Consider the following 18,469-nt stretch of genomic DNA (forward strand, 5'->3'; position numbering starts at 1 on the left):
ATTTAGCACCTCATATTAATACTATATCTAAAAGTGGCATTAAAAATTTAATAATAAAACTTACAATTATCACTCCTATAAACACTATTAGAAAAGGCTGTATAAGTTGTGTTATCTTATTCATTCTTGAATTTAAATTTTTAAAAATCTCTTCTTCCAATATCTGCAACCTCTTATCTAATGAACCACTTTCTTCTCCAAGTTTTATATGAGCTAATGTATAATTAGAAAACATTTTTGTCTCACTCATTGATTGAGATAACATTCTTCCTGCTGTAATATCCTTGTTTATCTTTTTAATATTTTTATTTATAGCTTTTCCAAGCTCCCCTTCGCAACAATATTGCAGTCCTATAGCTATATTAATTCCACTATTAATTACTACATCCATTAAAACTATAACTATATATTCATTAATTAAGTTATATATAGGTATTTTTTCAATTAACATATCTAAATACTGTTTAAAAAAGCTTTTAATAATAAAAGAAGGAATTATTATAAATATAATAGCCAATTGTATACTTACTATTATAGGATTATCAAAAAATGTTTCTTTAAATAATATTATATTTACATATGCTTGAGGAATATCCTGACCCATAGCTGAATAAATATTGCTCATATTAGGAATAAAGAAAAATAAAACAAACCATCCTAAAATGGCTAATGCACCTAATAAAATCATAGGATATGTTAGTGCTCCTACAATTTTCTTTTTAACATAATATAGCTTACTATAAAATGTTTCTAAGCCTATTAAAACATAAACTATTTTCCCAGTTCTCTCACCTATATCTATCATAGAATTAAAAAAACTTGGAATAAGAGTACCACCCATTTTAAAGCTCTCACATAAACTTCCTCCATCTCTAATGCACCTCTCCATTTCTTTTAGTAATCCTTTATATTCTTTCTTTAATGGTAATTCATCAATTAAACTTAATATATTTAGCAAAGAAATTCCCTCATCATATAGTTTTCCTATATTTCCTGCAATAAGGGCTAAATCCCTATAACTAGCTTTCTTTTTTGTAACTATATTTAATCCCCTCCATTTCTATGAAGTTTTCATAATCATCTATAGATATCTCTCCACCCTTTAATAAATCATTTAAATTTTCTATCATTTCAATATTAGATAATATATGTGTATCATTATAAATATTTTTAATATTATTTTTCATTTCATTATCGATTACATGTATTGCTGCTACTAACGCTCTTCCTTTATAGCCAGTATAGTTACACTCTATACATCCACATTTTGAAAAAACATCTCTTTTTTCCTTATCTATAATTTTTTCGCCTATTTTCTTTTTACATTTATTACATAGCAATCTAATAAGTCTCTGTGATATTATTCCAACAAGTGAATCCCTTATTAAATATTTTTCTACTCCCATATCTTCTAACCTAAAATACACTTCTCTTGGATCTCTAGTATGAATAGTCGAATAGACTTTGTGTCCTGTCAAAGCTGCTCTTACCGCCATCTCAGCAGTCTCTTCATCTCTAACCTCTCCTACCATAACTATATCTGGATCTTGCCTTAACAAACTTCTAAGTCCTTCTGCAAAACCAATATTAAGAGTTTTATTTAAGTTCACTTGATTTATTCCAGGTATTACTGCCTCAATTGGTTCTTCCAAACTTGATATATTTACTTCATCCTTATTTAATTCTTGTAACATACAATAAAGAGTTGTAGACTTCCCTGAACCTGTTGGACCATTTACAATAGTTAATCCAGTGTTAACTTTCATAATATATTCTAATTTCTTTTTTTGTTTATCAGTTAAATTTAGCTTATCTATAGAGTAATTAAATACATTTCCATATAAAATTCTTATAACAATTTTTTCTCCATATACAATTGGTATTATAGATACTCTTAAGTCATAATCCTTTTCATCACATCTAAATGTTAGTTTTCCATCTTGAGGCTTTCTTTTTTCAGTTATATCTAAATTTGAACTTATTTTAATTTTTGATAAAATAGCTGTATATTCCTTATTGTCGAATATACACATACTTCTTAACAACCCATCAATTCTAAATCTAACTAATATATAGTCTCTATATGGTTCAAAATGTATATCTGATGCTTTTAAATTTATAGCTTTCTTAAAAACCTCATTATCAGCATCTTTGCTATTTCCTAAATATACAATTTTAAGTAAATATTCAAGTTCCTCTTCACTTATAATTACTACCTTAACTTTTTTTCTAAATATAAACTCAAATTCATCTATAATAGTTTTTTTATTCTCGCTTGCATAGATGTAAATTTCACTGCTATTTTCTTTAAATGGAAATGCTCTTATCTTTTTTGCTTTTTGTTCATTTATTTTTCTTACTACTGAAATATCTATATTCTTAATTAATTCACTTTTTACCATTTTTTAATCACCCTTAATAAAACTGTCCATTCCTGTATTTTTTATACTATATTTTGTATATTTTTTTAAATTTTAATAATAGTTTTAAAACAAAAAAAGAACTTAGAAATTATTCTAAATTCTTTTTTTAATTGATATTTATAAAATTACAATTTGTTATATCATCACTAACTAAAACTACACTTCCATTAGAGTATTTATACACATGCTCCGCCTGCCCATTTGCTACACTTCCTACAAATAATATCTCGCCTGCTTCATTAACTGATAAGCCTTTTTCTGCATAAAGTACATTTGGAAAATCAAATAATAACCTTTTTACCACCCCATTATCAAGTTCATAAATAGAGTAACTATTATTTTTTACCCTTCCTAATAAATATAATTTATCATTAATGGACTCTATATCATTAATATCAATAACTTCTCTTGAAATTTCAGTTATATCTCCGTTTACACTAACTATATTAAGAACTGTATCTTCTCCATAATGTTCTTCAACTAAAGCTAATCCATCATCTATATGCTTTAAAAATTTCACATATCCATTGCTTATTTTATAAATATTATCTTCATTTTGTGTTTTTACATCATATGTAAAAATTCCAGTAGTTTTTTCTTCAATATCAACTCCATAATAAGCTAATTTAGTATCAGTTATCCAATCAATAAACTGTCCTGAAATTATAGCCTTATTATCTAAAAGTATTTCCTTTTCATTTTTCAAATCCATAACTGCTGGTTCTAAGTATTCATCATTTATAAAATAAAATACATAATCTCCTTCTGGTGAAACCTTTAAACTTGCTATTTTATTATGTTCTATTTTTATATCTTTAGAATTATAATTTACATAAAAACTATTATCTTTATAAAATGTATATGTATTAGATTTCATATTAAAGTTAGTTATTACCTTACCTTCCGTATCTATCTCTTCATATGTGTTTTCTGAATTAAAGTTAAAAGTTTCATAACTGGTGCTTTCATTTACAAAAGCACCTTTATTTAAGCTTATTTTACTTATTTCTTCTACGCTTTCCTTCTTACAACCTAGAAAAAATACAGCAGTAATCATAAGTTGAATTAAAATCATCACTCTTTTACATTTTCTTTTTGCCATCTACTTTTTTCCTCTTTATCAATATGCTTTACCACTACAAATAAACTCTGCATTCCCAATCATATAAATAGAAGTTCCTTCTAATTCTATTCTTAACTTACCACCTGGAACTTTAACATTAACTCTATCTTTAGTTAAATTTAATTTATTGCATATTACAACAGATGCTGAACATCCTGTTCCACACGAATAAGTTGCTCCAGCCCCTCTTTCCCAAGTTCTAACTAAAATGTTTTCATTATCAATTACTTTAACAAAATTAACATTTGTACCTTCTTCAAAAAGCTCATATTTTTCTATATATTTACCTTCTGTAACATCATAATTTTCATCATCTACAAAAATAACTGTATGGGGTACACCTACTAATATAGATGAAGCTCTATAATTTTTACCATTAACAACTATATTCTCATCTATTAATTTATCCTTATTCTTTAATGGTATTAATGAACCATCAAAAGATATTTCACCCATATATACTTTTACTGTTTCAACCTTTCTATCACTATTTATCTTTAACTCTAACTCTTTTACTCCATCACCAGTTTCAACAGTAATTATTTCTTTATCTATAATATTATTTTCAAAAACATATTTTCCAAAGCATCTAATAGCATTTCCACACATATTAGCACCTGATCCATCACTATTTACTATTACCATCTTCACATCTGCTACTGCTGATTTTCTAACTAATACTATTCCATCAGCTCCTATACCAAATCTTCTATGACAAAGCTTTTTAGCTAAATTACTTTCTTGACCAATATATTTATTATCTAAATCTAATAAAAAAATAAAATCATTTCCTGTGCCGTGCATTTTTATAAATTCCATAATTTTCTCCTCCATTTTACAACCGTTTTACTAATACATAAATTAATGATATACTTACTTTAATTAATACTAAAGAAAGGATGATATTTATGGCAATAGACGGTATCTACTTATATAGTTTAGTGCAAGATTTAAAAAAATCAATATTAAATTCTAAAATTGATAAAATAAATCAACCTGAAAAGGATGAAATAATAATAACATTAAGAAAAGAACGAAAAAACTTAAAACTTTTAATATCTGCATCACCTAAATATCCAAGATTTAACTTAACTACAGTTGTTAAACCTAACCCACTTCAAGCACCAATGTTTACTATGGTTCTTAGAAAATATTTAATTGGTGGTAAAATTATAGATATTGTTCAACAAGAAGGAGATAGAATAGTTAAATTCTTTATTGAAACTTCTGATGAACTAGGCTTTAATAGTGTTTATACCTTAATTGTTGAAATAATGGGAAGACACAGTAATATTACCCTTGTTAGAGAAAGAGACAATAAAATAATGGAATGTATAAAACATATAGCTCCTTCTATGAATAGTTATAGAATTTTATATCCAGGAATAACTTATAAATATCCTCCAGAATCAACAAAGATTAATCCGTTCTCTTTTAATGATACCACTTTACAAGAGTTTATGGATAAAAATTCAGTGATTTTTAACAAAAATTTCTTTGTTTCTTGTTTTACCGGTATAAGTACATCACTATCTGAACATTTATTCATTGAATACAATAAAAATTATACAGATTTTTCTATAAAGAATATCTGTGTCTTTATTAATAACTTTATAAACACTCTTTTAGATAATGAAATATTTAAAATTTACAAAGATAAAGATGGAGAATATATAGACTTTTATGTTATGCCTTTAAGTCAATTAGAAGAAAAATATACTTTTAAAATATTAAATGATATTCACGAATTAATGGATAAATATTATTTAGAAAAGGATAAACAAGAACGTATTAAAGGTCGCTCTGTAAACTTACAAAAACTTGTTACAACAAATATAGAAAGATGTATAAAAAAAGAAAATAAATTAAATGATCTTCTAAAAAAATGTGAAGATAAGGATGACTTTAAAATTAAAGGTGATTTATTAACATCTTATATATATAGTATTAAAAAAGGGGATAAAACTTTCACTACAGTTAACTTCTTTAGTGAGGATAGTGAAGAAATTACAATTCCTTTAGATGAAAATAAAACACCTTCCGAAAACGTACAAAGTTATTATAAAAAATATAATAAACTAAAAAAATCTGAAGAATCAGCTATAGAACAGCTTGAAAAAAACGATCAAGAATTGCAATATTTATATTCTGTATTAACTAATATAGAAAATTGTGAAAGTTATACAGAAATTGATGATATTAAAGAAGAATTAATTTCAACAGGATATGTAAGAAAAAGAAAATCTAATAGCAAAAACTCAAAAAAATCTAAAGAATCAAAACCATTACATTATATTTCTTCTGATGGTATAGATATTTTTGTTGGTAAGAATAATATTCAAAATGATTATCTTTCATTAAAATTTGCAAATAAAAACTTTATGTGGCTTCATACAAAAAATATTCCTGGCTCACATGTTATTATATGTTCAAATGATATTCCAGATAGTACATTAGTAGAAGGAGCTACTTTAGCAGCACATTATAGTAAAGCTAAAGATTCTTCAAAAGTTCCAGTTGATTATACTTTAGTTAAAAATCTAAAAAAACCAAATGGAGCAAATCCAGGAATGGTTATTTATCATACTAACTATACAATGTTTGTAGAACCTTCTGAATTTAACAATTTAAATATCAAGAAAAAATAATGCAAAAGATGGTAAAGTTGCTCTGCAATTTCACCATCTTTATTTTAATTATATTAAATGTGATTAACAACCATATCTCCATGATTCTTTATTTTTTCATTATCAAAATATTGATAATAATAACATTTTAACTTACCATTATATAATTTTCTATTTTTAGTAGACTTTCTTCCAAAAGGTATTTCAAAACCTTCATATGACGTTAAAATGTTAAAATCCCAAGTATCAAGTTTTCTCTTATTCATTCCTAAATACTTGTAAAGTTCTTCAACCTCTTTCTTTTCTCCTAATCTTTCACCATATGGTGGATTAGTTATAATAAAGGCATTTTTATCACCGCTTGAGAATTGTTTAAAATCTCTCTTTTGGAATTCAATATATTTAGCAACTCCAGCTTTTTGAGAATTACTTCTTGCAATTTTAAGCATTCTTCCGTCTATATCATAACCTATAAGCTTTATCTCCTTATTCTTTATAGATCTTTCTGCACCTTCTTTAACTTGTTCATAAATATCCGAACCTATAGTTGGCCATGTTTCTGATACAAAATTTCTGAAAAGTCCAGGTGCTATATTTTGCATTATCATAGCAGCTTCTATTAATATAGTTCCTGATCCACAGAAAGGATCAACTAAAGTATAATCTTCTTTCCATCTAGAAATTAAAACTAAAGCAGCCGCTAAAGTTTCTTTTAATGGCGCTATACCAGCTTCCTCCCTATATCCTCTTTTATGAAGTCCTACACCACTAGTATCAATAGATAAAGTTACTACATCTTTTAATATTGATACTTCAATCTTATAAACTGGTCCATCTTCACTAAAATGACTTACTCCATAATCTTCACTCATACTTGTTACTATTGCTTTTTTAACAATTGATTGGCAGTCTGGCACACTAAAAAGAGTTGATTTAACAGATTTACCAACTACATGCATTACTCCATCCTGTGGTATAATTTCACTCCATTTTACTTTTTTAGTACCTTGGAAAAGTTCCTCAAAGCTTCTTGCTTCAAATTCCGCCATCTTTATAAATACTCTATCTGCTGTTCTTAAATGTACATTAGCAATGGCAATATCCATCTCATCACCTTCGAAATGTACCTTACCATTTTCAACTTTTAGATCTTCATATCCTAACGCCTTAAGTTCTTTTGCTGTAATTCCTTCTAATCCAAAAGTAGTTGTTGCTACTAAATTATATTCCATTATTTATTATCTCCTTTTATGATTCATATATTTTAACTGAATCATTTCCGTCTATTTCATTTATTTCCACTGCTACTATTTCAGTCTTTGATGTCGGTATATTTTTACCAACGTAATCAGCTCTAATTGGTAATTCTTTATGACCTCTATCAATAAGAACTGCAAGTTGAATTGATAGTGGTCTTCCTCCATCTATAATAGCTTCAATAGCTGCTCTAACTGTTCTACAAGTAAATAATACATCATCTACCAATATAACTTTTTTACCCTTTACCTCAGCTCCTAAATCAACAGAATTTAATTTAGGACTTTCCTTAATTTCTGTAATGTCATCTCTATAAAGGCTTATATCAACGTATCCTACATCTACAGCAACACCTTCTATTTTCTTGATGTTTTCAGCTATTCTTTTAGCTAAAGGATATCCTCTCCTCTTTATGCCTATTAATACTATATCTTCAACACCTTTATTTTTTTCAATAATCTCATGTGAAATTCTAACTAAACTTCTTCTAATTGCATTATCATCTAATAAATTAGCTTTTAACTTCATAAACATAAACTCCTTACATTTTTCTCAATTTTTCTAGTAACTCTTTAAAGTAATTAGGTAATTCAGATGTAAACTCCATATACTCTTTAGATCTAGGATGTATAAAACCTAATGTCTTAGCATGAAGTGCTTGCCCTTCTATGTTAAACTTCTGTCTTTTATAACCATAAACTAAATCACCTACTAAAGGATGACCTATAGATGCCATATGTACCCTAATTTGATGCGTTCTTCCAGTTTCTAAAGTACATTTAACAAGGGATACTCCTTTATCGTATTGTTCTAGTACTTCATAATGTGTTACTGCTCTTTTTCCATCAGAGTTAATTGCCATTTTTATTCTTTCTTTTTTATCTCTACTAATAGGTTTATCAACAGTTCCCTTTAAATTACTAAATCTTCCTTCTACTAAGGCATAATATTCCCTCTTTATTGAATGCTCTTTAAATTGTGCTGCTAAATCATTATGAGCTTCATCATTTTTTGCAATTACAAGTATTCCAGAAGTATCTTTATCTATTCTATGTACAATTCCAGGTCTTATAACACCATTAATTCCTGATAAATCACTACAATGATGTAATATTCCATTTACTAAAGTTCCAGTATAATTTCCTGGAGCAGGATGAACTACTATACCCTTTTCCTTATTAACAACTAATACATCTTCATCCTCATAAACAATATTTAAATTCATTTCCTCTGCAGAAACATTAAGTTCAACAGGCTTTGGAACTTCAACCTCTATAAAATCACCTTTTTTAAGCTTATAATTGTTCTTAATTACTTTACTATTAGCCTTAACCTTTTTTTCATCTATTAATCCTTGAACAAATGACCTCGATTTACCTTCTATCATTATTGATAAATATTTGTCTATTCTTTGCCCTTCTTCTTCACTATTAATATTAAAACTTAAATTTTCCATATATTTTACTCCATTTATTTATATTCGTATAATTAATATTCTAAACTTTAATTTAGACAATCAAATTATACTTTATGTACTCACTAGAGCTCATAAATAATCAGTTTCTTTTGCCATTATAATATATAAATAAATCATTCTCAATAGCAGTCTTAATCATAAAGCCAAATAAATTAACTAAAGGAGACCAAAATTTCGGTCTCCTATATGTATTAGTTATTTGAATAGAATTTTTTCACAGCATCTATATCATCATTTAGATCTTCAAGTTTAAACTCGTCCTTTTCTTCTGAACTATAAATCTCTGCTTCTTTTTCATGTAACTCATATTGTTCAATAGGTTGTGCTACATTATAATTTTTTGTCAAATCTTTTTCTAATTCATCAAAAGTTTGAAGTTGAGTATTCATAAATCCTCTGAATTTTGCTCTGAATTTTATAAACTCTTCTTTTACTCTTTCATATTCATCATTTATAGCTACAACATCACCATGCGCCTTATCCAATATTCTCTGAGCTGTGTCATTAGCATTTCCAATAATTAATTCAGCTTGCTTTTCAGAGCTTTCTTTAGCTTGATCTGCAGCATTTTGTGCTAATAATAAAGTATTTTGAATAGTTGCTTCTAATTTTTCATAATGTTCAAGCTTTTCATTTACTCTGCTTAAACTTTCCTTTAACCTAGCATTCTCCTTATAAACCTCTTCATAGCTTTCAACAACTTCATCTAGGAATTCATCTACTTCTTCAACAGAATATCCTCTTATTCCCTTCTTAAATTCCTTATTGTTTATATCTATAGGAGTTAATTTCATTCCATCCACCTCTTCTATATAAATTTGTTCATTTTAACTTTATATCTTCCACTTTTCGTATTCCCAACAATTTCCCCTATTACAAATTTTCCTATTCCAGAAATCGTTACTCTTTGGCCATTCTTTATTTCTTTGCTTTTATCTATAGATTTAGAATAATCTATTAGTACTTTACCATTATCAATAATTTCAACTGCTTTTCCTCTAGATATGTTAGCTAACTTAGCAACTATATTATCTAATCTAAGTGAAGGAACTATTATTGTACCTTCTAAAAAATTACTCTTTGGTAAATTATCCTCCTGTATTTCTTCTACTGATACAGGTGATCTACCTACACTACTTAACTCATATAAAATATAGTCTGCTACTTCTTCATAAATAGGAACTATTGCATAATTATCAATTACTCGTAAATCTCCAAGCTTTTCTCTCTCTATTCCTAAGGCCATAATAGATCCTAAATAATCCTTATGTGAAAGATTACTAAATTTAGACTTATTGGTAATCTTGATAATTCTATATGGAAAAGGAGTAGAATAAATATTATTAAATGATAGTATTTTTCTATCACATTCCTCAAAAGCACCTTTTGCCTCTACTAAAAAATCATTAGCATTAAAATTCTTAGTAAAATACATCCAAATATTAGGTTTGCAAAAAAACTTAGTAAACGTTGGTATACCTTTATTATAAGCCAAGTTCATATATTGATAAACTTTTATAACATCTTCAGTATCTTCTTTTAAAAAATTCTTTAAAACATCTTCTTTTGATAACATTTTATAATAATATACCACTGATAAAATTTAATACTATGATAGCTAATAGTGGTGCAAAATCTATCATCATATTCCCAAAAAGTCTTTCTTGTAGAATTCTAAAGGGTTCTAAAATTGGATTGTTAAAAGATACTAAAATTCTATAAAAACTACTTTCTCTAATATTAGGTACATAAGAAAGTATTACTTCTGCTAAAATACTTATATCTAACACAGTAAATAATAAATATAAAAAACTACTTATGATTCCTATTGGAATCACCTCCTATTTATTCCAGTTAAATAGTGCTTTTGAACTTATTTCACTTCTTAACTCATTACTAACTTCTACATTTGATGGTGAAAGCAAATATACTCTTTGCTCAACTTCTTGAAGCTGTGCTCCTAACACACAACATGCTCCACTAATAAAATCTACTAATCTTTGAGCTATTTTCGTTTCCATTGCAGTTGTATTAACCACAACTATTTTTCTATTTTTTATAGCATCTGCAATTTCTCTTGCTTCATCATATGAAGTTGGTTTAACAACCATAACCTTAGCAGATGCTGAATTATGAATATTAACCACTTTATTACCTCTTTGTTTTGAAATTATAGGTTCAATCTCTTCAACCTCTTCTTCTTCTTCAATTTCTTCTAAATCTTCAAAGTCCTCGTCATCATACTCTCCAAGACCTATTATTTCTTTAAACTTTCCAAACATATTACTCATTTTATTACATCCTCCTATTTTTCTCTTAATCCAAATATTCCAGAACCAATTCTAACTAAATTAGCACCTTCTTGAATTGCAATTTTATAATCATTGGTCATTCCCATAGATAAAACTTCCATAGATATATTTTCAAACTTTCTTTCTTTTAATTGGTCAAAGATTTGTTTTGTTCTACTAAAATAGCATCTATTTTCTTCCTCATTCCCTTTAGGTATTATAACCATAATTCCCTTAACCTTTACATGCTTACACTTTTCAACAGCAGAAATCATATCTTCTATCTCTTCTTCATATATTCCACTTTTACTTTCTTCTCTACCTATGTTTATTTGAATAAGTACCTTAGCACATAAATTATTTTTTCCAAACTCACTCTCTATTTTCTCTAATAGTTTTATACTAGACAAAGAATGTATTAAATAAACATTATTCACTAAATACTTAACTTTATTAGTTTGAAGCTTACCTATAAAATGCCATCTTACATCCTCTGGCAACATTTCTTTCTTAGAGACTAACTCTTGAACCTTATTTTCTCCAAAATCTCTTTGCCCAGCATTATATGACTCAATTATCATCTCTACTGGCTTAGTCTTAGATACAGCTACTAACTTAACATCATTAGGTATCTCGTTTAAAATTTTTATTGTTTTCTCTGCAATACTAATGTTGATCCCTCCTTAGAAAGAGTTAATTGCCTACATAGATTATTATTCTTCAAAAGTATAAAATTCCCTTCTAAATCTCTTTTTAATTATAACATTTTTTTAGAAAATTTTTAATACTTTTTTTAATTTAATTATCTGCTCTCTCCATAAATTTGGGTTCTATAGATTTTTTTGCTTCTGGTAAGGTAATTTCATCAAACTTTTCTATAGTTATATTTAACTTTCTAATTATTAATTTATTTATATAGCTACCTTCTGTTAGTAATGAAGCTTCCAGTTGTTCTGGATCTCCTATAGCATAAAATTTAAATGGACTACCTTCCATATCGTTTCCATTTTCTTCAAATCTTATAAATGCCCATGCACATACAAGTCCTGTAGTATTTAAAATCCTATAATTATTAATAGCTATTCCCTCTGCACCTGCAGTTCTTAAATCATTAAGCACCATTGCTGCATCTGCTGAATGTAAAGTTCTTCTATCAACCTCTAATTGATCATCTTTATTTATATCATATTCACCATCATAAATAGTTAAAATTATACCAGGTCCTGTTATTTTAGTTGTACCGGCAAGATCCCCATAAGAAGCTAATTGTTCTTTCATATGCTCAATTACTTTTTCGTTATTTTCATCATCATCTGCATAATTAATATCAAGACTTGAAATCTTCTTAGATAATTCATAGTTATCATCTCTTAATGCAGTTATCTCATCGTATAGTTTATTTCTCTCTTCTATAGCATCCTTATATTCAACAGAATTCAGATTAAGAAAACCGTTAGTTTGTTTTATACCTATGTTAGTTACAATTAAAAATCCAAGTAATATTGTAGCAATTAAAATAAAAAACTTACTTCTATAGTTTTTCACCTAATCACCTCTTCGTCTATCTTTATATTTTTCTAATAAAACTCTTCTAATTGATCCAAAATTATCAAATATTCTTCCCCCAAATACAATTACAGCTGCAATATATATAGGAATTCCTAATTTATCTCCTAAATAAGCAAGCGCTGCTGCAAGTAACGCATTTCCAAAAAAACCTGATATAAATATATCCGGCTTAAATTTTTTGTTAAGAGATGCTCTAAATGCACCAAATACAGAATCCAAACATGCTAGTATTGCCACAGACATATAAGGAGAAAACTTTTCTGGTATATTTACATCAAATATTAATCCTAAAAGCACTCCTAATAATAAACCTATAAATGCTATCATAACTTTTCCTCCTTTATTGAATTGGCTTTATATATTCATATCTTAATGATTGTGTTGTCTTAACTATTGTTATATCATCCACTTGCTTAACATCATTAGTATAACTCTTTAAAGCAGCATAATCTAATACTCCTGGAAAATTTACTGCAAGATTTAACTTACTTTTATCTCCTATTGCTTTTATAACAATTTCACTATTAGGATCTACTCTTCCTGCTGATCCAATAGAAATTGAACTTCCCGCCATTTTTATTCCAGTCTGTGGTGTAATTCTCATCTCATTTATGGAGATAGCCTCTGCTCCAGCATACCATAAAGAATTAATTAAATTTACAATTTCCTCTTCACTTACTGTATTTATAGTTTGAGTCCCATTTGTTCCAAAAACTGAATTTTTAAGTGATAATGTTATTACAACTCCTGGTCCTTTAACATCTAAAAGCCCTATTTGCATTCTTGCATTGTCAAGTTGCTTTTTAATTTCTCCTTCAATTTCCCCTTCTTTTGCGGCTGCATCTTCAAGCTGTTTTAATTCTTCAGATAATATTTCATTATTTTTTTGAAGATCTTCTTTTTCTTTTTTTAAAATCTCTATTTCTGATAATATATCCGCACCATTATAATCTATATCTCCACTATTAGCGACACTTAATTGTTTAAATTGATATGTTAATAAAAACCCTAAAAATGCACATACTAACGCTACAACTATTTGAGATAATACCTTTTTCATATTTCTCCTCCTACTATTCTACTGGCTCTACATCTGCATCTACTTCTAGACCCTCTTGTTGTGTTGTACTATTATCTTCAGTTACACTATTCTCCTCTATTGTTCCTTCCTCTTCTTCATTAGTTTCTTCTTTTACTTCTTCAACCTTTATTACAGGTGATCCATTAAAACTAACATTTATATATCCTTTTGCAATATTTATATTATCATCTAACATAATTCTATATACGTTTTCCATTTTATTATATAAATTACTGTCATCACCAAATAGTATCTCTACATTCTCAATATAACCAATAATATTAACTATATTGCTTACATCTAAACTTGAAATATATATAGATTCCCTATTTTGTGAAATAAAAGGATAGAAATTTGTTAAAATGCTTTTATATGAATTAAATTCATCAACTCTACTTTCATCATCCTTAACACTTAAGTCAACTCCTTTAATTTCAACTAAATTTCTTCCATCAATATTATCAACTTCTTCCAAAACTTCCAAATCATTGTTGATAATTAATAATTCAACACCATTATTAATATAATACACTGGTGCTTCCTCTGTAATATTAATTTCTAATGTATTTATACCCTTTCTCTTAATATCAACAGTGCTAACATATCTATTTTTTAAAATCTCATCTCTTATATCTTTTTCATTTACTGTAAAGATATTTAATCCAATACTATCGCTAACTTCACTTAAAAGAACTTCACTTGATATTGTAACATTTCCTTTAAAAGTAATCGCTTTAATATTAAATATTGGAGCTTTTGTAATAAAAATAAATCCTCCAACAACAACTACTATTGTAATTAATGTTAACTTTTTTATTAGCCTTTTTCTTTTTTTCGCTTTTATAAACTTTTTTACATCTTTCATTAGTATCTTATTCCTTTTTAATTTCTATCTTTTACTATAATTTTACCATAAAACTTGTAATTTTTTATAATTATTTTACATCATTCTTTTTATATTGTACACAAAAATTAAGAGCTTCTTTCATAAGAAGCTCTTAAAATCTTTTAAATTATTTTCTTTTCAACTTGCCTTGATATGTTTAATAATATTCCCATTGCCGTCAGATTTATTACAAGGGAGGTTCCACCATAACTAATAAACGGCATAGGCACTCCCGTAACCGGCATAGATCCAGTAACAACAGCTATATTAATAATAGCTTGAACTGCTATAATAGATGTAATTCCCATAGCCAAAAGCTTACCATAAGTATCTTTGGCACTCATAGCAACTCTAACACCTCTCCATATAAATATTAAAAATAGGCTTATAATAATTAAACATCCAATTAAACCTACTTCTTCTCCTATTATAGAGAATATAAAGTCATTATGAGGTTCTGGCATATACAAAGTTTTTTGCCTAGATTGCCCAAGCCCTAAACCTGTAAGTCCACCTGATCCCAATGCTAAGAAAGATTGTATTAACTGATATCCAGCATCAGCTGCATCCTTCCACGGATCTATAAAGTTTAACATTCTTTCTCTCCTATAATCAGAACTAAAAATAAAGAATATGGCTAATGTTAACATAGCTGGCATAATAATTCCAAACAAATGCTTAATTTTACCTCCTGCTACAAAAAGCATTATAAAAGTAACTATCATAATAATAGAAGCTATACTCATATTATGTTCTGCTAAAATAAGTGCTGCAAAGAATCCTGATACACATAAATAAGGCACTAATCCATGCCAAAATTCCTTAACTTTATCTCCTTTAATATCTATACTAAGTGCTAAAAACATTACAACTGCATATTTCGTTAACTCTGATGGTTGAAAAGATAATGGACCTAAAGAAATCCATCTTTTTGCACCATTAATTGCTGGAAAGAAAAATACAGCAATTAATAATGGTATTGTTAATAAAAGTAATTTAGGTGTTATCTTTTTTAACTTATGATAATCTATAGACATCATTACAGTCATTGATATTACACCTATTATTGCCCAAATCAATTGCCTTTTAAAGAAATACATACTATCATTATTATGAAACATAGCATAAAAAGAACTTGTGGAATACACCATAACAACCCCTATTGATAATAGTATACATAAAGTATAAAATATACCATAATCAATTTGCCCCATTTCTTTTTTTTCCTTGGGCTTATAAAAACTCATAGACATTCCTCCAATTTAATTACTAAATTGCAAAAAACCCTATTATACATAAAACTACTGTTATTATTGAAAATACTGTAACTATTTTTACTTCATTCCATCCACATTGTTCAAAATGGTGATGGATAGGAGCCATTTTAAATACTCTTTTTCCAGTTAATTTAAAGGAAGTAACTTGTATTATTACTGATAAAGCCTCTACAACATAAATGCCCCCAACTATTACTATTAATAGAGGATAACCACTTATTATTGCTATTGTAGTAATAGCTCCACCAATTGCTAAAGATCCTGTATCTCCCATAAATACTTTTGCAGGATACGCATTAAATTTTAAGAAACCAATTAATCCCGCTATTAATGCTACTGAAAATATAGTTAATGAGTAATCTTTAATTATAAATGTTAAAACTCCAAAAAATGTTAAAACTAAAACTGATACTGTTGATGCTAATCCATCTAATCCATCTGTTAAATTAACAGCATTTGTCATAGCTGCATAAACAAATATAACAAATGGAACATATAACACACCTAAAGGAAGCTTAAAGCTAGTAAATGGTATTACAATATCATGTGGTAAATTTACATAGCTATAGTAACCAAAAGCTCCTGAAACAATTAATAATAGAAGCATTTTTTGCCATGCTTTTAATCCTTCACTTTGCTTTTTTAATATCTTTAAAAGATCATCTAAAAATCCAATAAATCCAAATGCAATAAGTGAATATAGTGCTACCATTCCTTTTTCAGTAAAACTATCACTTATAATAAGCATTACTATTGTTGTTGAAAGAATAAACATTACTCCTCCCATCGTAGGAGTTCCTGCTTTCTTTAAATGACTTTTAGGTCCTTCTTCTCTAATGTTTTGACCAAACTTTAATCTTCTTAACAGTGGTATTGTAATCGGGCCAAGTATTAAAGCTATAATAATCCCTATTACAAAAGTTAATATTAATATCTTTGTTATCTCTCCTGGTAATATGTTCATAGTACTATCCCCCATCTTTTACTGCTATACTTAGCAGTTCACCTCCTTCGTTGAATTACATCTCTTCTAATTTTTTAACAACATCTTCTAGTTTAACACCTCTAGATGCCTTAATTAATACTACGTCATCTAGTTTAACAATATTTTTCAATTCTTTTATGCATTCCTCTTTAGTGTTATACATAATTATATTATCATTATCAAATCCATCTTTAAAGTTTTTAATGTATCTACCTATAACTATTAAGATATCAACTTTATCTTTTGCATATTTTCCTACTTCAAAATGAGCTCTTTCTGATTCATCTCCTAATTCGTACATATCACCTAAAATTGCAATCTTTCTACAATTTTTATAAGCTGAAAGTACATCTAAAGAAGATCTCATTGAATCAGGACTGGCATTATAACAATCATTTATTATAGTAAGCCCTTCTTTTTTTATAACTTGTAATCTCATCGAAGTAGCTTCTAAATTTTCAAGTCCTTTAACCATTTGTTTAAAAGGAACATTTAAACACTTTGCAACTTCAATTGCAAGCATTGTATTTAACACATTATGCTTACCTGCCATTGGTAGATTAAATACAGCTTCTTCACCAAAAGCATGAGCTAAAAACTCTGTTTCCTCTTCTCTTAATATAATATTAGATGCGTAAACATCATATTCATGATTATAACCAATTTTTTTAACTTTAAATACATTTGATGAAATATTTTGTAATAGTTTATCTTCAGCATTGACAATTAATGTATTTCCCTCATCAAAGAAAGTAGAAATTTCCATTTTTGCTTTTAAAATATTTTCTTGTGTCTTTAAATTTTCTATATGTGATAATCCAATATTAGTTATAACAGCCACATCAGGTCTAGCAACACTTGCAAGTAACTCTATTTCCCCTAGAGAACTCATCCCCATTTCTAATACAGCCACATCAAATCCTGAAGTTAGCTCCAATATCATAAGTGGTAGTCCTATATCATTATTGAAATTCCCTTTTGTCTTAAACACTTTATACTTATCACTTAGAAGAGCAGCTATTAAATCTTTAGTTGATGTTTTGCCTGTTGAACCAGTAACTCCAATAACCTTAAGACCTAATTTCTCTCTATAAAATTTAGCTAAATTTAATAATGCTTCTCTAGTATCTTTTACTTTTATTATAGTACTTTTACCCTGCACTTCTTTTAAGTCAAATTTAACTTCATCTATTATTACAACAGATGCTCCATTTTCTAAAGCTTTTACTGCAAAATCATTTCCATTGAAATTAGCTCCCTTAATTGCTAAGAAGACATTATTTTTTTCTATTTTTCTTGTGTCAATACATAAATTATTAAAATTAATCTCTTCCTTTTGTACAATAACTTCTCCGTCTATTGCATTTAGCATTTCCTTAAAAGTCATTTCCATAATAATCACTCTACCTTCTTCATCTTTCAAATATTATTTTTATTTTATTAATGTATGCTTCTTTTAATTATAGACATCAA

Annotated in this window: 20 protein-coding genes; 1 reads left to right on the forward strand and 19 read right to left on the reverse strand. The window is 27.5% G+C overall.

What is annotated here, in order from left to right; genetic code table 11:
- Positions 1-10: 10 nt before the first annotated feature.
- From Q0Y03_RS07770 to dapF, 4 genes are all read right to left on the reverse strand, one after another.
- The gene (locus Q0Y03_RS07770) at positions 11-1,042 is read right to left on the reverse strand and encodes a type II secretion system F family protein (RefSeq protein WP_363318728.1); all 1,032 of its coding nucleotides are present in this window, start codon (positions 1,040-1,042) and stop codon (positions 11-13) included.
- A complete protein-coding gene (locus tag Q0Y03_RS07775; protein ID WP_297713269.1) occupies positions 1,020-2,402 on the reverse strand; it encodes an ATPase, T2SS/T4P/T4SS family in 1,383 nt (460 codons plus the stop codon). Before Q0Y03_RS07775 ends, Q0Y03_RS07770 begins: the two co-directional genes overlap by 23 nt.
- 127 nt (positions 2,403-2,529) lie before the next feature.
- Positions 2,530-3,525, reverse strand: a complete 996-nt coding sequence (locus Q0Y03_RS07780) for a hypothetical protein (RefSeq protein WP_297713270.1) — start codon at positions 3,523-3,525, stop codon at positions 2,530-2,532.
- A gap of 18 nt (positions 3,526-3,543) precedes the next feature.
- Positions 3,544-4,365, reverse strand: a complete 822-nt coding sequence (dapF, locus tag Q0Y03_RS07785; protein WP_297713271.1) for a diaminopimelate epimerase — start codon at positions 4,363-4,365, stop codon at positions 3,544-3,546.
- 89 nt (positions 4,366-4,454) lie between these two features.
- Between dapF and Q0Y03_RS07790 the strand changes: the two genes are divergently transcribed.
- Entirely contained in the window at positions 4,455-6,194 is a 1,740-nt protein-coding gene (locus Q0Y03_RS07790) for an NFACT RNA binding domain-containing protein (protein ID WP_297713272.1), read from the forward strand.
- A gap of 53 nt (positions 6,195-6,247) precedes the next feature.
- On the opposite strand, the gene Q0Y03_RS07795 is transcribed toward Q0Y03_RS07790, so the two are convergent.
- The 15 genes from Q0Y03_RS07795 to murF form a co-directional block, all read right to left on the reverse strand.
- Entirely contained in the window at positions 6,248-7,405 is a 1,158-nt protein-coding gene (locus tag Q0Y03_RS07795; RefSeq protein WP_297713273.1) for a class I SAM-dependent RNA methyltransferase, read from the reverse strand.
- Positions 7,406-7,421: 16 nt separating this feature from the next.
- The gene (pyrR, locus tag Q0Y03_RS07800; RefSeq protein ID WP_297713274.1) at positions 7,422-7,958 is read right to left on the reverse strand and encodes a bifunctional pyr operon transcriptional regulator/uracil phosphoribosyltransferase PyrR; all 537 of its coding nucleotides are present in this window, start codon (positions 7,956-7,958) and stop codon (positions 7,422-7,424) included.
- 13 nt (positions 7,959-7,971) lie between these two features.
- Entirely contained in the window at positions 7,972-8,886 is a 915-nt protein-coding gene (locus Q0Y03_RS07805) for an RluA family pseudouridine synthase (RefSeq protein ID WP_297713275.1), read from the reverse strand.
- Positions 8,887-9,098: 212 nt separating this feature from the next.
- Positions 9,099-9,701 carry a DivIVA domain-containing protein gene (locus tag Q0Y03_RS07810; protein WP_297713276.1) on the reverse strand — a complete coding sequence of 201 codons (603 nt, stop codon included), beginning with the start codon at positions 9,699-9,701 and terminating at the stop codon, positions 9,099-9,101.
- A 14-nt stretch (positions 9,702-9,715) separates the two neighbouring features.
- Positions 9,716-10,483: a YlmH/Sll1252 family protein gene (locus Q0Y03_RS07815; RefSeq protein WP_297713277.1), complete on the reverse strand. Its 768-nt coding sequence runs from the start codon at positions 10,481-10,483 to the stop codon at positions 9,716-9,718.
- A 1-nt stretch (position 10,484) separates the two neighbouring features.
- Positions 10,485-10,745, reverse strand: coding sequence for a YggT family protein (locus tag Q0Y03_RS07820; RefSeq protein ID WP_297713278.1), 261 nt, complete (start codon positions 10,743-10,745; stop codon positions 10,485-10,487).
- A 3-nt stretch (positions 10,746-10,748) separates the two neighbouring features.
- The gene (gene sepF / locus Q0Y03_RS07825; protein WP_291676381.1) at positions 10,749-11,198 is read right to left on the reverse strand and encodes a cell division protein SepF; all 450 of its coding nucleotides are present in this window, start codon (positions 11,196-11,198) and stop codon (positions 10,749-10,751) included.
- 14 nt (positions 11,199-11,212) lie between these two features.
- Complete coding sequence (locus tag Q0Y03_RS07830) at positions 11,213-11,869, reverse strand: YggS family pyridoxal phosphate-dependent enzyme (RefSeq protein WP_297713294.1); 657 nt, start codon at positions 11,867-11,869, stop codon at positions 11,213-11,215.
- 127 nt (positions 11,870-11,996) lie between these two features.
- The gene (locus Q0Y03_RS07835) at positions 11,997-12,743 is read right to left on the reverse strand and encodes a DUF881 domain-containing protein (RefSeq protein ID WP_297713279.1); all 747 of its coding nucleotides are present in this window, start codon (positions 12,741-12,743) and stop codon (positions 11,997-11,999) included.
- Positions 12,744-13,094 carry a small basic family protein gene (locus Q0Y03_RS07840; protein WP_297713280.1) on the reverse strand — a complete coding sequence of 117 codons (351 nt, stop codon included), beginning with the start codon at positions 13,092-13,094 and terminating at the stop codon, positions 12,744-12,746.
- A gap of 13 nt (positions 13,095-13,107) precedes the next feature.
- Positions 13,108-13,827 carry a DUF881 domain-containing protein gene (locus tag Q0Y03_RS07845; RefSeq protein ID WP_297713281.1) on the reverse strand — a complete coding sequence of 240 codons (720 nt, stop codon included), beginning with the start codon at positions 13,825-13,827 and terminating at the stop codon, positions 13,108-13,110.
- A 13-nt stretch (positions 13,828-13,840) separates the two neighbouring features.
- Positions 13,841-14,713: an FtsQ-type POTRA domain-containing protein gene (locus tag Q0Y03_RS07850; protein ID WP_297713282.1), complete on the reverse strand. Its 873-nt coding sequence runs from the start codon at positions 14,711-14,713 to the stop codon at positions 13,841-13,843.
- 143 nt (positions 14,714-14,856) lie between these two features.
- Positions 14,857-15,981, reverse strand: a complete 1,125-nt coding sequence (gene spoVE, locus Q0Y03_RS07855) for a stage V sporulation protein E (RefSeq protein ID WP_297713283.1) — start codon at positions 15,979-15,981, stop codon at positions 14,857-14,859.
- Between the two features lie 22 nt (positions 15,982-16,003).
- Positions 16,004-16,990, reverse strand: coding sequence for a phospho-N-acetylmuramoyl-pentapeptide-transferase (mraY, locus tag Q0Y03_RS07860; protein WP_297713284.1), 987 nt, complete (start codon positions 16,988-16,990; stop codon positions 16,004-16,006).
- Between the two features lie 40 nt (positions 16,991-17,030).
- Positions 17,031-18,389: a UDP-N-acetylmuramoyl-tripeptide--D-alanyl-D-alanine ligase gene (murF, locus tag Q0Y03_RS07865; protein ID WP_297713285.1), complete on the reverse strand. Its 1,359-nt coding sequence runs from the start codon at positions 18,387-18,389 to the stop codon at positions 17,031-17,033.
- Positions 18,390-18,469: the final 80 nt, after the last annotated feature.

The organism is Clostridium sp. (assembly GCF_026168755.1).
Classification (GTDB): Bacteria; Bacillota; Clostridia; order Clostridiales; family Clostridiaceae; genus Clostridium.

Coding starts and splice junctions, on each gene's coding strand:
- Q0Y03_RS07775 (WP_297713269.1), bottom strand. CDS start 2,402: ATGGTAAAAAGTGAATTAATTAAGAATATAGATATTTCAGTAGTAAGA.
- Q0Y03_RS07780 (WP_297713270.1), bottom strand. CDS start 3,525: ATGGCAAAAAGAAAATGTAAAAGAGTGATGATTTTAATTCAACTTATG.
- dapF (WP_297713271.1), bottom strand. CDS start 4,365: ATGGAATTTATAAAAATGCACGGCACAGGAAATGATTTTATTTTTTTA.
- Q0Y03_RS07790 (WP_297713272.1), top strand. CDS start 4,455: ATGGCAATAGACGGTATCTACTTATATAGTTTAGTGCAAGATTTAAAA.
- Q0Y03_RS07795 (WP_297713273.1), bottom strand. CDS start 7,405: ATGGAATATAATTTAGTAGCAACAACTACTTTTGGATTAGAAGGAATT.
- pyrR (WP_297713274.1), bottom strand. CDS start 7,958: ATGAAGTTAAAAGCTAATTTATTAGATGATAATGCAATTAGAAGAAGT.
- Q0Y03_RS07805 (WP_297713275.1), bottom strand. CDS start 8,886: ATGGAAAATTTAAGTTTTAATATTAATAGTGAAGAAGAAGGGCAAAGA.
- Q0Y03_RS07810 (WP_297713276.1), bottom strand. CDS start 9,701: ATGAAATTAACTCCTATAGATATAAACAATAAGGAATTTAAGAAGGGA.
- Q0Y03_RS07815 (WP_297713277.1), bottom strand. CDS start 10,483: ATGTTATCAAAAGAAGATGTTTTAAAGAATTTTTTAAAAGAAGATACT.
- sepF (WP_291676381.1), bottom strand. CDS start 11,198: ATGAGTAATATGTTTGGAAAGTTTAAAGAAATAATAGGTCTTGGAGAG.
- Q0Y03_RS07840 (WP_297713280.1), bottom strand. CDS start 13,094: ATGATAGCATTTATAGGTTTATTATTAGGAGTGCTTTTAGGATTAATA.
- Q0Y03_RS07845 (WP_297713281.1), bottom strand. CDS start 13,827: ATGAAAAAGGTATTATCTCAAATAGTTGTAGCGTTAGTATGTGCATTT.
- Q0Y03_RS07850 (WP_297713282.1), bottom strand. CDS start 14,713: ATGAAAGATGTAAAAAAGTTTATAAAAGCGAAAAAAAGAAAAAGGCTA.
- spoVE (WP_297713283.1), bottom strand. CDS start 15,981: ATGAGTTTTTATAAGCCCAAGGAAAAAAAAGAAATGGGGCAAATTGAT.
- mraY (WP_297713284.1), bottom strand. CDS start 16,990: ATGGGGGATAGTACTATGAACATATTACCAGGAGAGATAACAAAGATA.
- murF (WP_297713285.1), bottom strand. CDS start 18,389: ATGGAAATGACTTTTAAGGAAATGCTAAATGCAATAGACGGAGAAGTT.